This window comes from Streptomyces sp. NPDC050534 (genome assembly GCF_044457745.1).
In the GTDB taxonomy this organism is placed as follows: domain Bacteria; phylum Actinomycetota; class Actinomycetes; order Streptomycetales; family Streptomycetaceae; genus Streptomyces.
This window is the reverse complement of sequence record NZ_JBITHF010000002.1, coordinates 950,765-972,569: the sequence shown is the minus strand read 5'-3', so window position 1 is coordinate 972,569 and position 21,805 is coordinate 950,765. Positions and strand designations below refer to the sequence as shown.

Sequence of the window (21,805 nt, the reverse complement as noted above, 5' to 3'; positions counted from 1 at the left end):
CGCGATCAACTCCGCTCAGCGCAACCCCCGTCCGGTCTCCAGCACCCCCCGAGCCTTCGCCACCAAGCCATCCGCACCGCATGAACGGGCAAGCGCCAGGCCTCGATTCAGCTCTGCCACCGACCGCGCGGCGATCCCGTACTCGACGCGAGCGGCAGCATGTTCGTACTGGCAGGGCGAAGCCTCCAGATAGGCCACGGCCTGGGCGGCAAGACGCACCGCCCGCTGCCCCGTCTCCAGCGCGGCAGCACACCGCAAGGCCTCGCCGATGGCCGTGTCCGTACCGAATCGCTCGGCCTGCCGGCGGGCATCCGCGGCCAACTGGGCAGCGCGTGCCGGGTCATCGGTGGCGAGAGCACGGGCAAGGTCAAGGGTCCAGGGGACCACGACCGGATTGTGATGCCCCCGCGTGGCCGCCGACTTCTCCGCCGCCTCGAGCTCGTTGACGCCATCCTTCGTCCGGCCCACGGCAAGCAGCAGCCGCCCGCGCACGGACCGGGGGTCGGGCATGACGACGATGGAGGGGTAGGGCGGCGCGAAACCGTACAGCTCGGCCGTCGTCCACGCCTCCTCGACGCGGCCACGAGCGAGCAGGACGTCGACGAGATTGCAGATCGTGGTCCAGTACAGAGGCAGACCGCGGCCCACGCGCTCGGCGATGCGCAGCGACTCCCGCAGAGACGCCTCCGCCTCCCTGAGCCGTCCGCGCCTGCGGTGTCCGAGGCCGACGTGCGCATGCGCGAGAGAAAGATGGCCGCCACTCCAGCCCGCCGACTCGTAGGTGCGCAGAGCCTCGTTGTAGAGGCTCTCGGCGCGGTCCAGCCGGTCGGTGTAGAGGTAGGAGTTGGCGAGCATCAGCGGAAGCTCGATACCCCACTCGGTATCGATCCACCCCAGCCCCGGCGCCAACCGCCCGTTGACCAGCGCCCGGTCGCACGCCTCGACGACCTCCTCCGCGCTCTCCCCCTGGAGCAGCGCGTCGAAGCCGCGCAGCATGAGCAGGGCGCGTTCGGAGTTGTTGCGGCCGGTGCAGGTGCGGGCGAGGTCGGCGAGGCGTTCGGAGCGTCCCGGCGTGTTCGACTCGCCGGCGTAGATGCCCTCCCACATGTACTGCACGGCCTGGAGCCGCAGCTTGGCGGGCCCTTCCTCGTGCCGGGCGGCCTCCGCCTCGACGGTGCGGACGGCCTCCCCCAACTGGTCGTTGTGGAGAAGGGCCTGGGAGAGGCGGACGACGGCGTCGACGCGCTCGTCGGCGTCGAGGCCGGGCATGGCGAGCGCGGACTGCAGATGGTCGATCGTGGTGGCGGGCGCCGTCAGCAGGGTGGCGCAGCCGAGTTCGAACAGCACGCGCGCGTGGACCTCCGGAACCGGCGGTTCCAGCAGGGCGCGTTCGAGGCAGCGGCGGGCGGCGTCGGGCGCGCCGACGGCGAGGTGCTCGCGGGCGGCCTCGCGCAACTGCTCGACCAGCTCCTCGTCATCGTCTGGATGCACCTGGAGCAGGTGCCGGGAGGCCATCGCGGCGCCGAGTCCGGAGTCCGTGACCACCTGGGCGGCGATGCCGTGCATCGCGGTGCGCAGGGCGTCCGGGATGGAGTTGTAGACGGCGGAGGCGATCAGCGGGTGCACGAACTCCAGGTCGCCGTCGCCGATCTGGGCGTTCGCCGGATCGGGTTCGGTGAGGATGCGGGCGCCTTCGAGGAGTTCGGCGCAGCGCGCGGCGTCGTCGTGCCCCATGGTGGCGAGCTTGGCCACCAGGCCGACGGAGATGCCGGTGCCGAGGATCGCGGCCGCCCAGGCGAACCGGGTGGCGTCGATGCCGAGTTCCTCCAGGCGGGCGACGAGGCCGCCGCCGCGGGCCGAGCGGTTGAGGGCGCGCAGCTCGGCGGCTGCGTGCTCGGTCGGCTCCAGCTCGCTGTCCTGGACCTTGGCGAGGAGTTCCACGGTCTCGTACGGGTTGCCGCCGGTGACGGCCCAGACCTCGCGGCAGAACGGGGCGTCGGCGTGCGCGCCGAGGGTGGCGCGGGTGAGACCCGCGGTGGCCTCCGGGGTGAGGGCGCTCAGCATGGCCTGGGGCTGGCCCGCGGCGGCGGCGACCGCCTCCAGGTAGCGGGCGCCCTCGCCGCCGACCTCGCCGGGCCGGCGGGCCACCACGACCAGTACGGACAGGTCGTCCAGCCGCTCGGCGAAGGCGGCGAGCCAGCGCAGCGTCTCCAGGTCGGCCCAGTGCGCGTCGTCGATCAGCAGGACCAGCGGCCAGTCCCGGCGGGCCAGCCGGCGGACCCCGGCGACCAGGCCGTCGGTCACGCCCTGCGGGTCCGCCTGGCGCTCGCCGGGTTCCGTTATGCCGAGGGCGGGGCCCGCGATGTCGTACCAGTCTCCGAGGTACTCGCGTGCCTCCTCCGGCATCAGCGACACCAGCGCGGGCTGGAGCAACTGCCGTACCACGTTGAACGGGACGGATTTCAGGGTCTCGCCGCCGCGGGCCGACCAGACCGTGCAGCCGCGCCGTTCGGCGATACGGCGGGCCTCGGCCAGCAGGGCCGTCTTGCCGATGCCCGCCTCGCCCCTGACCATCAGCAGGCTGCCCGAGGACGAGCGGTCGGCGCGCAGGGTGTTGAGCGCCTCCTCGACGGCGGCGATTTCCTCGTCGCGCTCCCAGAGGGAGGCCGAGGCGGCCTCCGTAGGCCGGACCTCCGTCATCCCGCTACCTCCCCAAGTCGCCCGAACGACGTACAGACCTCGAGCGTAGCCGTCTGATCGAGGAAGTGGAGCCCGGTCCGGGTACCTCTTGCCGTGATGGGTGACAGCCGGTGCGGGCAGGCGACGCGCCATGCCTGTGATCTGCCCTTCGAAAGGTAACCGACAGTCAAAAGGCAATGAGATGACGCTGTTTTCCGGACAACGCCGAGACGTGCGGAATCCGTCTGCGGTACGGGCCCTGGTGGCGGGGTCGATCGGCAACTTCGTCGAGTGGTACGAGTTCGGGGTCTACGGCTGCTTCGCGACCGTCATCGCGGCGCGCTTCTTCACGCCGGAGGGCGGCAGCGAGGCCGAGGCGCTGGTGAAGACGTACGCGTCCTTCGCGCTCGCGTTCTTCTTCCGGCCCGTCGGAGCGGCGCTGTTCGGGCGGCTGGGCGACCGGATCGGGCGCCGTCCGGTGCTGATCCTGGTGATCGTGCTGATGACGGTGGCGACGACGCTGATCGGGGCGCTGCCGACGTACGCGGCGGCCGGAGCCCTCGCTCCGTGGCTGCTGACGTTGCTGCGGATGCTCCAAGGGCTGTCCGCGGGTGGGGAGTTCGGTGGTGCGGTGGCGGTGATGACGGAGTTCGCGCCGCCGGGCCGGCGCGGGCTGTACGGGTCGTGGCAGTCGTTCACGGTCGCACTGGGGCTGCTGGGCGGCGCGGGGGTGGCGGCGCTGCTGGGCTCCGTGCTCACCGAGCGGCAACTGGGTGACTGGGGCTGGCGGGTGCCGTTCCTGCTGACGTTGCCGCTGGGGCTTGCGGCGCTGTGGCTGAGGCTGCGGCTGGAGGAGACGCCGGCGTTCCGGCGGGAGGCCGAGACCATGCTCCCGCCCGTGAGCCCGTCCGCGCGCGAGGTCGCGTCGACCGTCGCGCTGGGTGCCGCACGGATCATGGGCTGGGCGGCGGCCGGCTACACCTTCCTGGTCGTCCTCCCCTCGTACCTCCAGAGCACCCTCGACGCGACCTTCCAACAGGCGCTGATCGCAACCGTCCTGGCCAATCTGGGCTTCGCGGTCACGATCGTCCCGGCCGGCCTGCTGAGCGACCGGGTGGGGCGGCGGGCGGTGATGCTGACGGGAGCGCTGCTGGTGGCTCTGCTGTCGCTGCCGCTGCTCAACCTGCTGCAGGATTCCGGGACTTCGAACGTCACGAAGGCGGCGGCGGTGTTCGCCGCGGGAGCGGTGGTGGGCCTGATGGCGGGCCCGGGACCGGCGATGCTCTCGGAACTCTTCCCCACGAACGTCCGCTGCACCGGCCTGGGACTCGCCTACGCCCTGTCCAATGCGGTCTTCTCGGGCTGCGCCGGACTCATCATCACGGAAACGGTGAAGCGGACGGGAAACGCCGGCATTCCCGGGTACTACGCGGCGGCGACCTGCGCGGTGAGCGCGCTCGCGCTGGCCAAGGGACCGGGACGGAAGGCAGGTTGAGCGGATGCGGGTCATCGGACTGATGTCGGGCACGTCGTACGACGCCATCGACGCGGCGGCGGCCGACCTGAGCCTCAGCGGTGACAGCCTCGTACTCAGACCGCTGGGGATGGTGAGCGAGGCGTACGGCGAGGCGCTGCGGGACGCGCTCGCCGCCGCGCTGCCGCCGAGCGTGACCTCGCTGGCGGAGGTGTGCCGCCTGGACACGGAGATCGGGCGGGCCTTCGCGGCGGCAGCCGGGCGAGCGAATGCCGAACTGTGCTACGGCGAGGCGGTGTTGATCGCCTCCCACGGGCAGACCGTCTACCACTGGACGGACGGCGGCAAGGTGCACGGGACGCTGCAACTCGGCCAGCCGGCGTGGATCGCCGAGGCGACGGGGCTGCCGGTGGTCGCCGACTTCCGTCCGCGCGACATCGCGGCGGGCGGACAGGGCGCGCCCCTGGTGAGCCTGGTCGACCTGCTGTGGCTGCGCGGTCGCCCCGGTACGCCCGTCGCCCTCAACCTCGGCGGCATCGCCAACCTCACCGCCCCCGACGGCACGGCGTTCGACACGGGACCCGGCTGCGCCCTGATCGACGCCGCGGCACGGGGTTTCAGCGGCGGAAGCACGACCTGCGACGTCGACGGCGCCCTGGCAGCGCGCGGCACCGTCCACGAACCGCTCCTGCACCGCCTGCTCGACGAGCCGTACTACACGCTGCCCGCGCCCAAGACGACGGGCAAGGAACTCTTCCACCTCGGGTACCTGCAGGACGCGCTGGCCTGCTTCGGCACTCTCAGGGCGGAGGACGTGGTCGCCACCCTGACCATGCTCACGGCCCGAACGGTCGCCGACGCGGTCCTGCCCCTGGACGCCACGGAACTGATCGCCTCCGGCGGAGGAACCAGGAACCCGGTGCTGATGGCCATGCTGGCGCAACGGCTCCCCTGCGTGGAGCTCCGCACCTCCACCGACTTGGGCCTCCCCGCGCCCGCGAAGGAGGCATACGCCTTCGCCGTCCTCGGATTCCTCACCGCACACGGCCTCCCAGGCACCTCCCCCACCAGCACCGGCGCCCGTCACGCGACCGTGCTCGGCTCGATCACACCAGGCCGGGAGGGGTTCCGGCTGCCACCGCAGGGGGCTCGGGTGCCGGAGCGGTTGGTGGTGGTGTGACGGCCGGACCCTGGGTGGTGACCCGAAATCGGCCGGTCTGCGGCGGCCCGAGGTCCCGGTCGGCTCCCCGCGCCCGGGGTCCTCTCATCCGCCTTTCACCGACGCCTCATACGGTGGGGGCATGACGCAGGTGACTCCTCCCGGGTGGTATCCCGATCCCGGGCAGACAAGTGAGGGTCCCGCCACCGAGCGGTGGTGGGACGGCAAGGCATGGACGGACCGGACCCGCCCCGCGGGCTCGGCCGCCGTATGGGGTCCCCCGGCGCAGATGCCGGCGGCCGGGGCGGAGCCGACGCCGTCGCCCTATCCGGTCGACACGTCCGCCTATCCGGCCGATACGTCCGCCTTTCCGGCGTACCCGGTGTATCCGGCCCAGCCGCCGGCCGCTTCGCGACGTGGGCTGCGTACGAGCATCGCCGTCGGGGCGGCCGTGGTCGTCCTGGCGTGCATCGGCGTGGGTGTGTACGCGCTGGCCGGCAACGGCAGTTCGGGCGGCGGCAGCGCCGCACAGCCGGGTCAGGGGCAGGGCGGCCCCGGCGGGGAGGGCGGTCCAGGCGGTCAGGGCGGACCCTTCGGCGGCGGGTCCGGCGGGTCCGGTGGGGGCGGTGGGGGCGGCACCGAGTCGCCCGCTCCCGGGCAGTCCGAGGCGCCGAAGATCCGCAGCGGGTCGGTGACCGACGGGATCAGCGGCATCAGCCTGCCCATCCCTGAAGACTGGTACGGCCAGCAGATGTCCGTGGGCGCGCAGATCTCGTCCAACAAGTCTTACAAGTGCCCCGGCGACACGTCCCAGACCTGCACGAACGGCGGCGCGTACTCGGCGCCCGCGCTGGTCCTGGGCAGCAAGGGCAGCACGGCGGAGGCGGTCGCGAAGGCCGACATCGCCGCCAACGCCAAGGACTCCTACGGCGGCAAGACCTACGGCTCGATCACCTCCCACGACGTACTCGCGTCCAAGGCGGTCACCGTGGCCGGGCAGAAGGGCTACCTGGTCCGCTGGAAGGCGGTCACCAGCAAGGGCTCGGACGGCTACGTCGAGTCGCTCGCGTTCCCCTCGCCCGCCGAGCCCCGGCAGATCGTCGTCGTCCGCTTCGGTGTGGACGTCGCCGAGAAGCAGACCGTGATCGACACCATCACCAAGGGGATCAAGGTGTCGACCGGCGGCGGCAGCGGCCAGAACGTCTGACCCCGCCCGGCCCCGGATGACCCCGACCCGGCCCCGGAAAACGGTCGGCCGGGCGGAACTCCTCTCCGCTCAGGAGGAGCCCCGCCCGGCCGGGGGGTGCGCGCCGCCCCCGTCCCCACGGTGCGGCGCGATCAGGTCCCCGTCCAGTCATCCCGTGGACGGCGACCTGGGTCTCAGGTGAGGCCGAGTGCCGGCAGCACGGCGGCCTCCACGAAGCGGACCAGATAGTCGGGGTCGGCGTACTCCCCCTCCAGGACGGGCCTGGCCCGCATCACGCCGAACATCTGCGCCGGTACGAACGGCAGGGCCGGATGGTCGGCGGCGATCTCGCCCCGCTCCACGCCCCGCTGAAGAATCTGCTGCATCGCACGGACCTCCGGCTCGACCAGCGCCTCACGCAGCGCCTGCTGAAGGTCCGGGTCCTGGGTGACGGCATGGCCGAGCGCCTGGTGGAGCCTGGTGTCCTTGCGCCCCCACAGCGCGGCGACCCGCGCGGCCTGGCGCAGGTCCTCGGCCAGCGACCCGGTGTCGATGCCGCCGAAGCGGAACTCCCGGGCGGACCGCAGCGCCGCCGCCACGAACTGGGGCTTCGTCTTCCACTGCCGGTAGAGGGTGGACTTGCTGCACCGCGTGCTCGCGGCGACGCCCTCCATGGTCACGGCGTCGTAGCCGCACTCCCGGATCTGCTCGAGCACCGCGTCGAAGAACTCCTTCTCACGCTCAGGCGTGATCTTGGAGCGGCGCGAGGAGGCGACCGATTCCGGTCCGTCCCAGGCCTGCGACGTCATGTGCTCTTCTCCCTCACTTCCAGGCCGGGATTATTCCCGGCTTCCAGTGTGTCGTACCTATCGATACGCCACTGTACCGGAACGCTGACGTATCGGTACACTCCCGTATCGGAACGCATTCGTTTCGGGACGCACGCGTACCGATGAGTTCCGGCCCCGGTCGGGGTCTCACCCCGTACAGCAGGCACGTACGGCATGCACAGGCACGAAGCACCAAGCACCAAGCACCAAGCAAGACAGTGAGCAAGGGAGCCGGGGGATGAACGGACGCACTGAGCCTCCAGACGCGGAGGCGGCCGCCATACCGCGGCCGCCGCTCGTCCGCGAGCTTCTGCTCGTCGCGGGACTCTTCCTCGTCTACAAGTTCGGCCGGCAGCTCGCCACAGGCCACACCGGCGAGGCCCGCCACAACGGGAACCGCGTGTGGGACCTCGAAAGGGCGCTGCACCTGCCCGGCGAGAGCTCGGTGCAGTCCCTGCTGCTGCACGGCGACGGCCTCGCGCAGATCGCGAACACCTACTACGCGACCGTCCACTTCCCGGCCACCGCGGCCTTCCTGATCTGGCTCTACCTGCGGCGCCCGGCGCACTACGTCTGGGCCCGCCGGATACTCGCCACCGTCACCTCGGCGGCCCTGGTGCTGCCCTTCGTCTATCCGCTGGCACCGCCGCGGATGCTGGCCGGCACGGGCCTGGTCGACACGGCGCACGTCTACGGCCCGTCGGTGTACGGCCCGCCCTCCTCGGACCACCTCTCCAACCAGTTCGCGGCGATGCCGTCACTGCACTTCGGCTGGGCGCTGATGGTCGCCGTCGGCCTGATCGCGGCGACGCGCTCGCGCTGGCGCTGGCTCTGGCTGCTGCACCCGCTGGTGACGCTGCTGGTGATCGTGGGCACGGCGAACCACTACTGGGTCGACGCCCTCGTCGCGACCGCCATGCTCGGTGTCGCGCTCGCGCTGGTCGACCGGCCGCACCTCACCGTCAGCACGGCCGGGCGGGGCAGCGGGCGGCTCGCGCCGGCCGCCGGGAACCCCGCCGCCAAGAACACCGACGACGAGGTCCTGGTCGGAGCGGGCCGATGACCCCCATACTCCTCGCCGTCGCCCTCTCCCTGGTCTCCGCCGTCGCCTACGCGGCCGCGGCCGTGGCCCAGGAGCGCCTCGCCGCACGCAACTCCGACAGCGGCGTGCTGCGGCTGCTGGGCGCGGGTGCCTGGTGGGCGTCGGTCGGGCTCAACGCCTCCGCGGCGCTGCTGCACGTAGTCGCGCTCAAGTACGGCTCGCTGACCGTCGTCCAGCCGCTCGGCGCGCTCACCCTGGTGGCCGCGGTGCCGATGGGGGCGCGGGCGGCCGGCCGGAAGGTCAGCACGACCGAGTGGCGGGGCACCGCGCTGACGCTGGCCGGGCTGGCCGCGCTGCTGGTCGCCGCGTCGGGTTCGGCCCCCGAGCAGGTGCTGAGCCTGACCCAGGCGCTGGCGGTCGCGGGCACCACGGCCGCGCTGATCGGCCTGCTGTCGCGGCCGGGAGCCCGGCCGGGTCTGCGGCACGCCACGGCGTCCGGTTTCGCCTCGGGCGTGGCCTCCGCGCTGACGCAGACGGTGACCGTGGCCGCGACCGACCGTTCCGGCCCTGCGCTCAGCCCGCAGGTCGTCCTGGTGGCGGTGCTGGTCGCCGCCTTCGCCGCGGGCGGACTGCTCCTGTCGCAGACGGCGTACAAGGGCGGTCTCGGCGCTCCGCTGGCGGTGCTGACCCTGTCCAATCCGATGGCGGCCTCGGTGATCGGCCTCACCCTGCTCGGCCAGGGGCTGCGCGGCGGCGCGGCGGGCGTGCTCCTCGCCCTCGCGGGCGCGGCCTTCGCCTCCTGGGGCGTCGTCCTGCTGACCCGCCTGGCCCCCGCCCCCGCCCCCGCCCCCGCCGCCCCCGCCGACGAGGAACACCCCGTGGTCGCGGTCCTGGCCCTCAAGCCGGAAACGGCGACGCTCGAACCGGTGCTGGTGCCCCGGCAGTCGTCGGACCCGGGCCACCTCACCCCGTTGTGAACTTCGGCCGGGGCATCAGCAGTTCTGCTAACCCAGGCCGCGTGAGTCCTGCTTGAGCGCTGTGTCGACGGTCAGCGCCGTCGCGACGACGAGGCTCAGCAGCGGCTCGGGCAACTGGTAGTGGATCTGCAGGACATAGTTGTCCGCGGTCGTGAACATCGTCTTGGCGAGCCCTTCCCAGGTCTTGGTGATCCGGGCGACCTCGTTCTCCGCGTGGTCCACGATGGCGAAGTTCCAGGCCCGCCAGTTCTCCGCCCTGATCGCGCCGACCTGATGGCCGTTCGCGTTCATCGCGAAGTTGATCTTGCCGATCATGTTCTGCTGGACGATCTCGCCCACCGGCGAACCATCCGGACGGCTCACCTCCACCCGCGACTTGAAGAACTTCGCGGGCCGGGTCAGCACCAACTGCGGCTGGCCGTAGGCGTCCCGGATCTCCAGCCGGTGGGTCATGAACTGGTCGAGGCTGGAGACGAAGCGCGCCACCTTCTTCAGCGCGCTCTGCCCGATCTCGGTGACCGAGCCGATCTGGTTGCCGTTCTGATCCATGACCGTGTACTCGTTGGTCAGCTCGATCAGTTTTGCCTTCTGGTTCACCACCAGGACCGGCTCGGAGAACAGGCTGCCGCCACCGGGGCCGCCCGCGGCGACCCCGGCCTGCTGCTGCACCTGACGCTGCACCCGCGGGTCGGGACCCGCGGCCTGCTGCGGCATCTGCGCCTGCGGCATGTGCCCCTGCGGCATCTGCGTCTGCGCCTGCGGCACCTGCATCTGCGGCATGTGCGACGGCTGCTGCCCGACCGCGACCTGCTGCTGGTCGGCGTGCGTGTGCTGGGTCCACTGAGCGCCGTCCCAGTAACGGAGAGTCTGGGGCGCTCCGTGCGGATCCGGGAACCAGCCTGCAGGTGTGTTCGAATGCGTGGTCACCGGGGCACACTACCCCGGCCCCACCGGCACCTCGCCACCCCTTCCGTTGCGGTATTCATCAGGTTTTACCCGGCACTTCACCGTGCCCGTCACACCGTGATGATCGCCGGATCGCTGACGCCGGAAGTCCCGTTCTCGACATGTCCGGCGAATCGCCGCAGGAAGCTCTGGTCGGCCTCGGAGGTGACGGTGAGGTCGTACCAGCGCCGGCTCGCCGCGAGGCCGACGGTGTGCTTGACGGTCGCGCCGGGCCGCACCGAGAACGTCTGCGGCCTGACGCCGTAGCCGCCGGCCAACTTCAGACGGACCGTGCCCGAGCCCTTGTTGGTGAGGGTCAGCTCGACGTCCTCGCCGGTGTGGCGGGCGGTGGCCTCGGGCCCGGCGGTCCTGTTCGGGCCCTTGAAGACGCGCAGGAAGCCGTTCGGACCATGCACGGCGAGGTCGTACGAGCCGTTCGAGTACGCCGAGTTCCAGGTGTCCGAGACCGTCTTGCCGGCCTCGGTGGTGTAGGTCCACGGGCCGTCGGTGCGGTTGCCGGAGGTGACCAGGAAGGCGGCACCCGCGTGCGCCCCCGAGGCGAACGTGAGCGTGAACTTCCCGCTCGCGGTGTCCGCCGAACCGTCCACGTACGGCGCGTACTTGAGGGGTCGCGTCGGGCGCAGGCCGCGCTCCTGCTTGGGCAGGACGCCCTTCGCCGGCGGGGTCGGCACATAGTCGGGGTGGCGGTTCTTGTCCGGCGGCCGGTAGCCGTCGGTGTCCGGCAGGGCGACCGGCTTGGTGTCCGTGCGGGAGAAGTCGAACGCCGCGGTCAGATCGCCGCAGACGGCGCGCCGCCAGGGCGAGATGTTCGGCTCCTTGACGCCGAAGCGGGTCTCCATGAACCGGATGATCGAGGTGTGGTCGAGCGTCTCGGAGCAGACGTAACCGCCCTTGCTCCAGGGCGAGACGACCAGCATCGGCACGCGCTGGCCGAGTCCGTAGGGGCCGGCCGGGTTGCTGCCGCTGCCCTTGAACAGGTCGAGGGCCGGGTCGACCGTGGACTTGCCCTGCGCGGCGGACTGCGGCGGGTACGGCGGGATCTGGTGGTCGAAGAAGCCGTCGTTCTCGTCGTAGGTGATGAACAGCGCCGTCTTCGCCCAGACCTTGGGGTCGGAGGTGAGCGCGTCGAGGACCTGGGAGACGTACCAGGCGCCGTAGTTCGCGGGCCAGTTGGGGTGCTCGGTGAAGGCCTCGGGGGCGACGACCCAGGAAATCTTCGGCAGCTTGCCGCCCTTGACGTCGGCCTTGAGCTGGTCGAAGAAGCCCTCGCCCTTGGTCGCGTCGGTGCCGGTGCGGGCCTTGTCGTAGAGCGGGTCGCCGGGCTTCGCGCCCCGGTACTGGTTGAAGTACAGCAGCGAGTTGTCACCGTAGTTGCCGCGGTAGGCGTCCTGGATCCAGCCCCAGCCGCCGGCCGCGTCCAGGCCGTCGCCGACGTCCTGGTAGATCTTCCAGGAGACGCCCGCCTTCTCCAGGCGCTCGGGGTAGGTCGTCCAGCCGTAGCCCGCCTCGTCGTTGCCGAGGACCGGGCCGCCGCCCTGGCCGTCGTTGCCCGTGTAACCGGTCCACATGTAGTAGCGGTTGGGGTCGGTCGAGCCGATGAACGAGCAGTGGTACGCGTCGCAGACGGTGAAGGAGTCGGCGAGCGCGTAGTGGAACGGGATGTCGTCGCGGGTCAGGTACGCCATCGTCGTGGTGCCCTTGGAGGGCACCCACTTGTCGTACTTGCCCCCGTTGAAGGCGGCGTGACCGTCGTTCCAGCCGTGCGGGAGGTCCTGGATGAACGCCAGGCCCAGGTCGTCGGCGTCGGGGTGGAACGGCAGGATCTCCTTGCCGCCCGCGTCCTTCTGGTGCCAGACCGAGGTGCCGTCGGGCCAGGTCACCGGGCGCGGGTCGCCGAAGCCGCGGACACCCTTGAGCGAGCCGAAGTAGTGGTCGAAGGAACGGTTCTCCTGCATCAGGACGACGATGTGCTCGACGTCCTCGATGGACCCCGTGCGGCGGTTCGCGGGCAGCGCGGCAGCACGCTCGATGCTGCTCGACAGCGCGGTGAACGCGGTGGTCGCGCCCGCGAGTTGCAGGAATCGGCGCCGATTGACTTCGGGCATGGTGTGGGTGCCTCTCATCCTGGTGCGGACGGCCGGAACATGACGGAATGCGCGCGGAGCGAGTGTTCCAAGAGCAACAAACGTCAGGGAAGGGTCGGATGGCGCCAATGTGAAAGTCGCAGGTACGAGCGGTGTGCGCCGAGGGAAGTGAGGTGAGCGGCAGCAGCGTGCCGGCCTGCTGCGCCGGACAGCTGGTCGCGCCGGGGATCGCAACCCTGCTCGTGGACACTTCGGACGACCGGTCTGTGGACGGCTGGGGGTGGCGCATTCCTTTCGTTCTCGGTGCCGTGCTTCCCACCGCGGGCGCCGGCTGCGGGCGGGTCGGAGAAGGCTTCCGTCAGACGGAAGCCCCCTTGCCCGAGTGTGGCGCCCGTCACGAACCTGAGTTCAACCACGGCTCGCGGGGCGAGGACGCCCCGCTCTCAGGGACGGGAACGCCATGCCTCACATGACCGCCTTCGCCAGGAACCAGTGGTACGTCGCCGCCTACAGCGACGAGGTCGGGCGCGAGGAACTCCTCGGACGGACGATCCTCGGTGAGCCGCTCGTCCTCTACCGGACCGAGGAGGACGGCACCCCCGTGGCGCTCGCCGACCGCTGCGTGCACCGGCGCTTCCCGCTGCACGAGAAGCCGAGCCGGCTCGACGGCGACAGGATCGTGTGCGGGTACCACGGGTTCACGTACGACACGAGCGGTACATGTGTGTACGTCCCGGGGCAGAAGCGCATACCGCGCACCGCCCGCGTCGCCTCCTACCCCGTCGTCGAGCAGGACTCGCTGGTGTGGGTGTGGATCGGTGACCCGGCGCTCGCCGACGCGCAGACCATCCCGCGGGCCAGGCACCTCGACGCCCCGGGCTGGGTCACCGTGCGCGGCATGGAACCCATCGACGCCGACTACGGGCTGCTGGTCGACAACCTCCTCGACCTCTCCCACGAGACGTATCTGCACGGCGGTTACATCGGCACACCCGAGGTCGCCGAGACGCCGATCACGACCGAGGTCGACGAGGGTGCGGGCATCGTGCGGGTCAGCCGGCACATGGACGACGCCGAGTGCCCGCCGTTCTACGCCAGTTCCACCGGCATCGAGGGCCGGATCACGCGCTGGCAGGACATCGAGTACCACGCCCCGTGCCTGTATCTGCTGCACAGCCGGATCGCTCCGGCCGGCGTGGTGCCGGAGGCCGACGGCAGCGACCCGAACGGCTTCCACACCGAGATCACGTACGCCATCACGCCCTCCGGCGACGGCCACGTGTACGACTTCTGGATGGTCTCCCGCGACTGGGCGGTCGAGGACGCCGAGGTCACCGAGTTCCTGCGGGGCAACAACCACACCGTGGTCATGCAGGACGTCGACGCCCTCAACCTGCTGCAGCGGACGCTCGGTTCGGAGCGGACGGGGTACCAGGAGCTGAGCATCAACATCGACACCGGCGGCCTGGCCGCCCGCCGCATCCTCGCCCGGCTGGTCGAGGAGGGCGAGAAGCCCGTGGAGAAGGTCCAGTGAGCGGCAGCCCCACCGGCGAGATCTACCGCATCGACTGGCTGCCGGGCACCGACGTCCTGCACGGCACCTGTCACTGCGGCGCCGAGCACACCGCCCAGGACCCGGTCGAGATGTGGGAGTGGATGCTCGGCCATCCCGAAGGGCACGCGCCCCGAGCACAGGAGCGGCAGGAACCATGACCGTGTACGAAGCCGAACTCGTCGTCGACCGAACGGAGTCCGCGGCCGACGGCGTGCTCGCCCTCACCCTGCGCCATCCGCTCGGCGAGGACCTGCCGTCCTGGGAGCCGGGCGCCCATGTCGACGTCGTACTCGGGCCGGAGCTGGAGCGGCAGTACTCGCTGTGCGGGGACCCCGCGGACCGTTCGGCGTGGCGGATCGCCGTGCTGCTGGAGCCGGCCGGGCGCGGCGGATCCGCCCACGTACACGAGCAGTTGGGCGAGGGCGACAAGGTGCGGGTGCGCGGACCGCGCAACCACTTCCGGCTGGAGCCCGCCGCCCGCTACCGCTTCGTCGCCGGCGGCATCGGCATCACCCCCATCCTGCCGATGCTGGCCGCGGCCGAGGCGGCGGGTGCGGAGTGGACGCTGCTGTACGGCGGCCGTACCCGCAACTCCCTCGCCTTCACCGAGGAGTTGGCGCCTTACGGGGACCGGGTCACCGTCTCTCCGCAGGACGAGTCCGGGCTGCTGGACCTGGATACGGTGCTGGACGGCCTGCCCGACGGCACCCTCGTGTACTGCTGCGGTCCCGGCCCGTTGCTGGACGCGGTCGAGGAGCGCTGCCCGGCGGAACGGCTGCGGGTGGAGCGGTTCACGCCGAAGGAGCAACCGGGCGGCGAGAACGCCGAGTTCGAGGTGGAGCTGGCGCAGAGCGGCCGTAGCGTCACCGTCGCCGCGGACGTCTCCGTGCTGGACGCCGTGCGTGCCGCCGGTGTCGAGGTGCTGTTCTCCTGCACCGAGGGCACCTGCGGCACCTGTGAGACCGACGTGCTCGAAGGCACCCCCGACCACCGCGACTCGGTGCTCACCGACGCGGAACGGCAGAGCGGGGAGACGATGATGATCTGTGTGTCCCGCTGCCGTGGGAAGAGGCTCGTGCTGGACCTGTGATCTCCAGGTCGGCGTCGATCCGGGCGACCGTGGCGAGCAGGTGCGGCAGCAGGTCCCGGCGGATCGACTCGACGGAGTTGCGGCCGGCCGGGACGGCGAGGTTGACGGCCGCGACCACTTCGCCGCCCGGGTCGCGCACCGGGGCGGCCACCGACCGGAGCCCCTCCTCCAGCTCCTGGTCGACGAGGGCGTACCCCTGCCGGCGTACCCGGCCGAGTTCCTCCCGCAGGGCGGCAGTTGACATCACGCTGTGTTCCGTCAGGGGAAGCAGCTCGATGCGGGCGAGCCGCGCTTCGATCTCCTCCTCCGGCAGATGGGTGATGATCACCCGGCCCACCGAGGTCACCTGCGCCGGGAACCTCGTGCCCACGGTGATCACCGCGGACATGATGCGCCGGGTGGGCACCCGCGCCACGTAGACGACGTCGTCACCGTCGAGGACGCAGAGCGACGACGACTCCCTTACCTGCTCGACGAGTTGCTCCAGGTGCGGCTCGGCGATCTGCGGCAGCGTGATGCTGGAGAGATAGGAGTAGCCGAGCTCCAGCACGCGCGGGGTGAGGCGGAAGAGCCGGCCGTCCTGGTGGCGTAGGGAGCTGGTCGCGGACGCCCTGCACTCGGTCGGCCTCGCGGACGCCGCCGGAGCGTATCCCTGGCAGCTGCCCGGCGGCATGCAGCAGCGCGTCGCCATCGCCCGCGCCCTCGCCTACGAACCCGATGTCCTGCTGATGGACGAGCCGTTCGCTGCGGTCGACGCGCAGACCCGCGCGGACCTGGAGGATCTCGTACGGGGCCTGTGGCGCGAGCGCGGCATCACGATCCTTTTCGTCACCCACGACATCGACGAGGCCGTCTACCTCGGCGAGCGCGTGATCGTCCTGTCCGCCTCCCCCACCGTCGTGCAGGAACAGCTGAAGGTCGATCTGCCCGACGAACGCGACCAGTTGCACACCCGGGCAGCCCCGCGCTTCGCCGAACTGCGTACCCATGTCTACGAGCAGATCCAGTCGGCGAAGCGCGGGACCGGGCCGCAGCCGGTCACGAAGTCACATACGCCTCCACCTCGCTGAACTGCCCTGCGGGCCAGCCGGTGTTGGCGCTCACCGTCAGGCGCAGGTAGCGCAGGCTGGTGCTCGCGGGGAGCGGGACCGTGGCCGTGTTGCCGGTGGCCGGGTCGAAGCGGTAGCCGGTGGAGCCGACGACCGTGGAGTAGGTGGAACCGTCGGTGCTGCCCAGCACGGTGACGGTCTGGGTGCGTGCGCCCCAGGCGGACGAGGGCGGCAGCTTCAGCACCAGACGGCGTACGGCTTGGGCGGAGCCGAGGTCGACCGTGAGGGACTGCGGGAAGGCGTTGTTGGCCGACTCCCAGTAGGTGCCTGCGTCGCCGTCGACCGCCTTGCCCGGTGTGTAGACGTCCTGTGAGCCGGTCGCGGTGGCCGGGCGGCCCTTGGCGAGATTGCGGCCCGGGTCCGGGTCGGTGTTGCCCTGGCCGCGCTGCGGCCAGGTCGAGCAGTCGCCCCAGGTGCTGCTCCAGCCGGAGTTGCCCCCGCCGTCGCCGACCGTGAACGAGCCGGAGCCGGACGGGTAGGGGCAGTTGTAGATGCCTGCCGCGCCGACCCCGGTGGCCTGGACGTTGCTGAACTTCGCCGCGCCCTGCGTCTCCGCCTGGACGACGACCGTGCCGGTGTTCCTCACCGTCGCGCCAGCGACGTTGACGCCCGCGACCGGGTAGCCGTGACCGCCGCCGGAGACGAACTCGAAGGCGCTGTACGGGCTGTCGGTGATCGTGGTGTCGGTGATGTCCACCGTCGCGTTGATCGCGCTGTCGTAGGAGTCGACGCGCAGCGCACCCATCGGGTGGTTCCAGTTGGGGTTGATCGCGCCGGTGCGCACGAGGGTGTTGCCGGCGACCGTGATCGTGCCGGCCAGCGGGGAGAAGGGGTCGAGGAACTTCTGGTTGGAGATCGCGATGCCGCTGCCGAGGGCGTTGGTGTCGGAGACCAGGTTGTTCCTGACGGCGATGTCGGTGCCGCCGTAGATCGCGATGCCGTTGGCGAGGTTCGGCTGGGAGATGGTGTTGTTCTCGAAGCTGCTGTTGCTGTCCGCCCCGTTCAGGGACCACATGGCGAGCGAGTCGTCGCCCTGGTTGCGCAGGAAGTTGTTGCGCACGCGGACACCGTGGGCGTTGCCGTTCAGGTTGAGGCCGTCGGCGGTGGTGTCGAGGATGCGGTTGTTCTCGACGACCAGGTTGTCGTTGTCGCCCATCAGCCACAGGCCGACCTTCATGTGCTGGATCCACATGCCGGAGACCGAACTGTTCGGTCCGAGCGCGCCGTTGACGAAGTTGTCCGGGTTGGAGTCGACCCGCTCGGTGACCTCGCCGAGCACCGCGAAGTCCTTGATGTGCACGCTGCCGGAGGAGCTGGACTGGTCGATGAAGCGGGAGGTGTGCACGATCGAGTACCAGCTGCCCGCGCCCTGGAGCGTGACGTTCTGCACACCGCTGAGCGAGGACGTCAGCCTGTAGTCGCCCGGCGGGATCCACACCACTCCCCCCTGGGCCGCGGCGATCGCGTCCCGGAAGGCCTGCGTGGAGTCGCCGTTGCCGCTCGGGGCGGCGCCCTTGGAGGTGACCGAGACCGAGCCCGCGGGCTGCGTGGCGGCCCCGTCGACCTGCTCGAAGTCCGCGACGTCGACGGTGACTTGGGTACCGGTCGACTCGAAGGCGACCTTGTCGCCCGGCTGGACGCTCTGCCCGAGCAGCATGCGGGCGTTGTCGAAGAAGTGGTGCGTCTTCGCGCCGGCGATCCAGCCGGTGTCGATGTACGAGTACTTCGACGTCACCGGAAGCGACCTGGCGAGCTTGGTGCCGTTGACGTACACGTTCAGCGAACCCGACTGGCCGTCCGGGACGTTGTAGGAGACGTTCACCGCGTTGCTCGCGCGCGGCACGGTGAACTCCACGCGCCGGCCCGGGTCGAGACGCACCGCCTGGCGTCCGGATGCCTCGGAGGCGATCGTGCCCTGGGTGTAGTCGGGGCCGATCTTCGTGCCGGTGGTGGTGGCGGACTCGGCCTCCACGGAGGTGAAGGGCAGGCTCGCGCCGGCCGCCGCGTGGGCGGCGGGTGCGGCGGCGGTGAGCAGTCCGGCGGAGAGGGCCACCACCATCGCTGCTGGCATGCCCCTGACAGTTCTGTGCATGTGCTGATCCCTTCGTGTGGGGGTGCGGGGATAGCGGTACGGGGTTGGGACGGAGGTACGAACGCGGTGCGGGCTCAGCCGCGCAGCCAGACCGCGGTGTCCTTCGGCAGCCGTCCGTCGGCGTCCAAGGGGGCGCTGGCGAGCAGGAGTTCAGTGTGGACGGGCAGTTCGGCGGGGGTGCCGACGAGGTTCACCACGCAGACGGCGCCGCCGCGGGTGAAGGCCAGGGCGCCGTCCGGCGCGGGCAGCCAGGTGAGCGGGCCGGTCCCGAAGACCGGGCGCAGCCGGATGCCCGCGCGGTAGAGGGCGAGCATCGAAGCGGGGTCGGCGGCCTGGAGGTCGGCGGCGTACGCGGACCAGCCGGCGGGCTGCGGCAGCCACGGCTCCTGCCGCGAGCCGAAGCCCGCGTACGGTGCATCGGCGCTCCACGGCAGCGGCACCCGGCAGCCGTCGCGGCCGGGGTCGGTGCCGCCGGAGCGGAAGTACATCGGGTCCTCGATGCGCTCGCGCGGGATGTCGGCCTCGGGCAGGCCGAGTTCCTCGCCCTGGTAGACGTAGACGGCGCCGGGCAGGGCGAGGGAGAGCAGGGCGGCGGCGCGGGCGCGCCGGGTGCCGAGGGCGAGGTCGGTCGGGGTGCCGAAGGCCTTGGCCGCGAAGTCGAAGCCGGTGTCGGCGCGGCCGTAACGGGTCACCGTCCGCGTGACGTCGTGGTTGCACAGCACCCAGGTGGCCGGCGCGCCCACCGGGGCGTGCTCGGCGAGCGTCGTGTCGATCGACGTGCGCAGTCCCCGCGCGTCCCAAGGGCATGAAAGGAACGAGAAGTTGAAGGCCGTGTGCAGTTCGTCGGGGCGCAGGTAGCGGGCGAAGCGCTCGGCGTCCGGCAACCACACCTCGCCGACGAACACCCCGTCGTACTCGTCGGCGACGGCCCGCCAGGAGCGGTAGATGTCGTGGAGTTCGTCGCGGTCGACGAAGGGGCTGGGGTCGTGGCCCTCGGCGAAGTCGGGCAGCGCGGGGTCCTTGGCGAGCAGCGCCGCAGAGTCGATGCGGACGCCCGCCACTCCGCGCTCGAACCAGAACCGCAGGATGTCCTCGTGCTCCTGACGGACGGCCGGGTGGGCCCAGTTGAGGTCGGGCTGCTCGGGGGTGAACAGGTGCAGGTACCACTGCCCGTCGGGCAGCCGCGTCCACACCGGTTCGGTGGAACCGACGAACTGCGACGGCCAGTCGTTGGGCGGGAGTTGGCCGTGTGCGCCGCGTCCGGGCCGGAAGTGGAACAGCTCGCGCTCCGGGCTACCCGGGCCGGCGGCGAGCGCGGCCCGGAACCACGGGTGCTGGTCGGAGACGTGGTTGGGCACGATGTCGACGATGGTGCGGATGCCCAGTTCACGGGCCTCGGCGATCAGCTTCTCCGCCTCGGCGAGGGTGCCGAAGGACGGGTCGATCGCGCGGTAGTCGGCGACGTCGTAGCCGCCGTCCTTCATCGGCGACAGGTACCAGGGGGTGAACCACAGGGCGTTCACGCCGAGTTCGGCGAGGTAGGGCAGTCTGGAGCGGACGCCTGCGAGGTCGCCGGTACCGTCGCCGTCGCCGTCGGCGAAGCTGCGGACGTACACCTGGTAGATGACGGCGGAGCGCCACCAGTCCCTTTCGTCCGTCAGGTCCTTCGGGTCCTTCTGGGCAGGGGTGGGCTGTCCCACTGTGCATGCCTTTCTGTCGAAGGGAGGGCGTCAGCCCTTCGTGCTGCCCGCGCTGATCCCGGCGATGATGTGCCGCTGGAAGACGAGGAAGAGCGCGACCATCGGGATGCTGGCGATGACCATGGCGGCGATGAGCACGGTGAGCTGGATGTTCTGCGACAGCTGGACGAGTGCCACGCTGATCGGCTGCTTGTCGGTGTCGGAGAAGACCATCAGCGGCCACAGGAAGTCCTGCCACACGGCGACCAGCGCGAAGATCGACACGACGCCGAGGACCGGCCGCGACATGGGCAGCACGATCGACCAGAGGGTGCGCAGCTTTCCGGCGCCGTCCATCTCGGCGGCCTCCAGCACGTCGCGGGGAAGCTGGTCGAAGAACCGCTTGAGCAGGTAGAGGTTGAAGGCGTTGGCGACGGCCGGCAGCCAGATGGCCAGGGGGTCGTTGAGCAGGCTGGTGTGGATCAGGGGCAGGTCGGCGACGGTCAGGTACTTCGGTACGACGAGGGCCTGCGCCGGGACCATCAGCGTCGCGAGGATGCCGCCGAGGATCACGTTGCCGAAGGCGGGCCTGAGCTTGGACAGGGCGTACGCGGCGGCCGTGCAGAAGACGATCTGGAACGCCCAGGCGCCGGCCGCCTGGACCACCGTGTTCCACAGGTGCTCCGGGAGCTGCATCAGATCCCAGGCGTCGGTGTAGCCGCCGAGGTGCCACTGCTTCGGGACGAGGGTGGGCGGGGTCTGCGCGATCTCGTCCGGCGACTTCAGCGCGCCGGTCACCATCCAGTACACGGGGAAGAGGAAGGCGAGGGCGAAGAGCAGGACGACGGCCGCGAAGACGGTCCAGTACACGGCCTTGCCGCGCGGGCGGGCGAGTGCCGCCGGCGAGACGAGGGTGCGGGTGGCGCTCATGCGTCCTCCCCTCCGGAGCGGGTGAGCCACAGGTAGACGGTCGCGAAGGCACCGAGCAGCACCAGGAGCATCACGCTGAGCGCGCAGGCGCCGCCGAAGTCGTTGTAGAGGAAGGCGTATTTGTAGATCAGGTACAGGACGGTGACCGTGGCGTTCTCCGGACCGCCGCCCGTGATCACGAACGGTTCGGTGAAGACCTGCATCGTCGCGATGACCTGAAGCAGCATCAGCATCAGGATGACGAAACGAGTCTGAGGGACCGTCACGTGCCTGATGCGCTGCAGCAGGCCCGCGCCGTCCAGTTCGGCGGCCTCGTACAGCTCGCCGGGGATGGACTGCAGGGCGGCCAGGTAGATCAGGACGGTGCCGCCCATGTTGGCCCAAGTGGCCACGATCACCAGGGAGACGAGGGCGGTGTCGGCGCCGTTGGACCAGTTCGAGGTGGGCAGGTGCAGGAAGCGCAGCGCCTCGTTGGCGAGGCCGGCCCCGGGGTCGTAGAACCACTTCCACAGCAGGGCGCTGACCACCGGCGGGATCATCACCGGGAGGTAGACCACGACCCTGAAGAAGGCCTTGGCGTGCCGGAGTTCGTTCAGGACCAGCGCCATCACGAACGGGATCGCGAAGCCGATCAGCAGGGCCAGCAGCGTGAAGGTGAAGGTGTTGCGCCAGGCGGCGGTGAACTCCGGGTCGTGCCAGACGCGGGTGAAGTTGGCGGTGCCGACCCACTCGGGCGAGGAGCCCGGCGTGTACTTCTGGAAGGCGATCACGACCGCGCGGATCGCCGGGTACCACGAGAACAGGGCGAAGCAGATCAGGCCACCGAGGAGGAAGGCGTAGGCGCGGGCCTGGTCGGCGAGGCGGCGCCGCCTCCGGTCCCCTGCCGGGGGCGGCGCCTGCACCGGGCGTACGGCGACCTTGCCGACCGGTCGCCGCTCGGCCGTCTTCGTCAT

16 protein-coding genes and 2 pseudogenes are annotated in these 21,805 nt (G+C 70.9%); 9 read left to right on the top strand and 9 right to left on the bottom strand.

The window, feature by feature from the left end; genetic code table 11:
* Positions 1-15: 15 nt before the first annotated feature.
* On the bottom strand, positions 16-2,700 hold the full coding sequence (locus ACIBN2_RS10075; protein ID WP_399133761.1) for an ATP-binding protein: 2,685 nt from the start codon (positions 2,698-2,700) through the stop codon (positions 16-18).
* A gap of 181 nt (positions 2,701-2,881) precedes the next feature.
* Here ACIBN2_RS10075 and ACIBN2_RS10070 point away from each other — a divergent pair, with 181 nt between their 5' ends.
* The 3 genes from ACIBN2_RS10070 (at position 2,882) to ACIBN2_RS10060 (ending at position 6,519) form a co-directional block, all read left to right on the top strand.
* Positions 2,882-4,174 (top strand): MFS transporter, encoded by a 1,293-nt coding sequence (locus ACIBN2_RS10070; RefSeq protein WP_399133760.1) that lies wholly within the window; start codon positions 2,882-2,884, stop codon positions 4,172-4,174.
* A gap of 4 nt (positions 4,175-4,178) precedes the next feature.
* Positions 4,179-5,333, top strand: a complete 1,155-nt coding sequence (locus ACIBN2_RS10065) for an anhydro-N-acetylmuramic acid kinase (RefSeq protein WP_399133759.1) — start codon at positions 4,179-4,181, stop codon at positions 5,331-5,333.
* Between the two features lie 121 nt (positions 5,334-5,454).
* On the top strand, positions 5,455-6,519 hold the full coding sequence (locus ACIBN2_RS10060) for a DUF2510 domain-containing protein (protein WP_399133758.1): 1,065 nt from the start codon (positions 5,455-5,457) through the stop codon (positions 6,517-6,519).
* Between the two features lie 173 nt (positions 6,520-6,692).
* Here ACIBN2_RS10060 and ACIBN2_RS10055 read toward each other — a convergent pair whose 3' ends face one another.
* Positions 6,693-7,307, bottom strand: a complete 615-nt coding sequence (locus tag ACIBN2_RS10055; protein ID WP_399133756.1) for a TetR/AcrR family transcriptional regulator — start codon at positions 7,305-7,307, stop codon at positions 6,693-6,695.
* A 259-nt stretch (positions 7,308-7,566) separates the two neighbouring features.
* Between ACIBN2_RS10055 and ACIBN2_RS10050 the strand changes: the two genes are divergently transcribed.
* Together ACIBN2_RS10050 and ACIBN2_RS10045 are read left to right on the top strand one after the other, a co-directional pair.
* Positions 7,567-8,391, top strand: coding sequence for a phosphatase PAP2 family protein (locus ACIBN2_RS10050; RefSeq protein WP_399133755.1), 825 nt, complete (start codon positions 7,567-7,569; stop codon positions 8,389-8,391).
* Positions 8,388-9,347 carry a hypothetical protein gene (locus tag ACIBN2_RS10045; protein ID WP_399133754.1) on the top strand — a complete coding sequence of 320 codons (960 nt, stop codon included), beginning with the start codon at positions 8,388-8,390 and terminating at the stop codon, positions 9,345-9,347. The genes ACIBN2_RS10050 and ACIBN2_RS10045 overlap by 4 nt, the downstream gene beginning before the upstream one ends.
* A 27-nt stretch (positions 9,348-9,374) precedes the next feature.
* Here ACIBN2_RS10045 and ACIBN2_RS10040 read toward each other — a convergent pair whose 3' ends face one another.
* Complete coding sequence (locus ACIBN2_RS10040; protein WP_399133753.1) at positions 9,375-10,274, bottom strand: phospholipid scramblase-related protein; 900 nt, start codon at positions 10,272-10,274, stop codon at positions 9,375-9,377.
* A gap of 89 nt (positions 10,275-10,363) precedes the next feature.
* A complete protein-coding gene (locus tag ACIBN2_RS10035) occupies positions 10,364-12,418 on the bottom strand; it encodes a phosphocholine-specific phospholipase C (protein WP_399133752.1) in 2,055 nt (684 codons plus the stop codon).
* 439 nt (positions 12,419-12,857) lie between these two features.
* Here ACIBN2_RS10035 and ACIBN2_RS10030 point away from each other — a divergent pair, with 439 nt between their 5' ends.
* Genes ACIBN2_RS10030 through ACIBN2_RS10020 form a run of 3 tightly spaced genes read left to right on the top strand, consistent with a single transcriptional unit; the run spans position 12,858 to position 15,042 of the window.
* Positions 12,858-13,931: a Rieske 2Fe-2S domain-containing protein gene (locus ACIBN2_RS10030; protein WP_399133751.1), complete on the top strand. Its 1,074-nt coding sequence runs from the start codon at positions 12,858-12,860 to the stop codon at positions 13,929-13,931.
* Entirely contained in the window at positions 13,928-14,110 is a 183-nt protein-coding gene (locus tag ACIBN2_RS10025) for a hypothetical protein (protein ID WP_399133750.1), read from the top strand. Before ACIBN2_RS10030 ends, ACIBN2_RS10025 begins: the two co-directional genes overlap by 4 nt.
* A complete protein-coding gene (locus ACIBN2_RS10020; RefSeq protein ID WP_399133749.1) occupies positions 14,107-15,042 on the top strand; it encodes a PDR/VanB family oxidoreductase in 936 nt (311 codons plus the stop codon). Before ACIBN2_RS10025 ends, ACIBN2_RS10020 begins: the two co-directional genes overlap by 4 nt.
* Here ACIBN2_RS10020 and ACIBN2_RS10015 read toward each other — a convergent pair.
* Positions 14,957-15,628, bottom strand: a pseudogene (locus tag ACIBN2_RS10015) (IclR family transcriptional regulator C-terminal domain-containing protein); the annotation flags it as partial. The gene ACIBN2_RS10020 and the pseudogene ACIBN2_RS10015 sit on opposite strands and share 86 nt — an antisense overlap.
* A gap of 1 nt (position 15,629) precedes the next feature.
* Between ACIBN2_RS10015 and ACIBN2_RS10010 the strand changes: the two are divergent.
* A pseudogene (locus ACIBN2_RS10010) lies at positions 15,630-16,112 on the top strand (ABC transporter ATP-binding protein); the annotation flags it as partial.
* Here ACIBN2_RS10010 and ACIBN2_RS10005 read toward each other — a convergent pair.
* The 4 genes from ACIBN2_RS10005 to ACIBN2_RS09990 all read right to left on the bottom strand — a co-directional run bounded on the left by ACIBN2_RS10005 (position 16,081) and on the right by ACIBN2_RS09990 (position 21,805).
* Positions 16,081-18,222 (bottom strand): discoidin domain-containing protein, encoded by a 2,142-nt coding sequence (locus ACIBN2_RS10005; RefSeq protein WP_399133748.1) that lies wholly within the window; start codon positions 18,220-18,222, stop codon positions 16,081-16,083. The pseudogene ACIBN2_RS10010 and the gene ACIBN2_RS10005 overlap by 32 nt on opposite strands.
* Positions 18,223-18,317: 95 nt before the next feature.
* Entirely contained in the window at positions 18,318-19,943 is a 1,626-nt protein-coding gene (locus ACIBN2_RS10000; protein ID WP_399133747.1) for a glycoside hydrolase family 13 protein, read from the bottom strand.
* A gap of 30 nt (positions 19,944-19,973) precedes the next feature.
* Complete coding sequence (locus ACIBN2_RS09995) at positions 19,974-20,852, bottom strand: carbohydrate ABC transporter permease (protein WP_399133745.1); 879 nt, start codon at positions 20,850-20,852, stop codon at positions 19,974-19,976.
* The gene (locus ACIBN2_RS09990) at positions 20,849-21,805 is read right to left on the bottom strand and encodes a carbohydrate ABC transporter permease (protein ID WP_399133743.1); all 957 of its coding nucleotides are present in this window, start codon (positions 21,803-21,805) and stop codon (positions 20,849-20,851) included. The genes ACIBN2_RS09995 and ACIBN2_RS09990 overlap by 4 nt, the downstream gene beginning before the upstream one ends.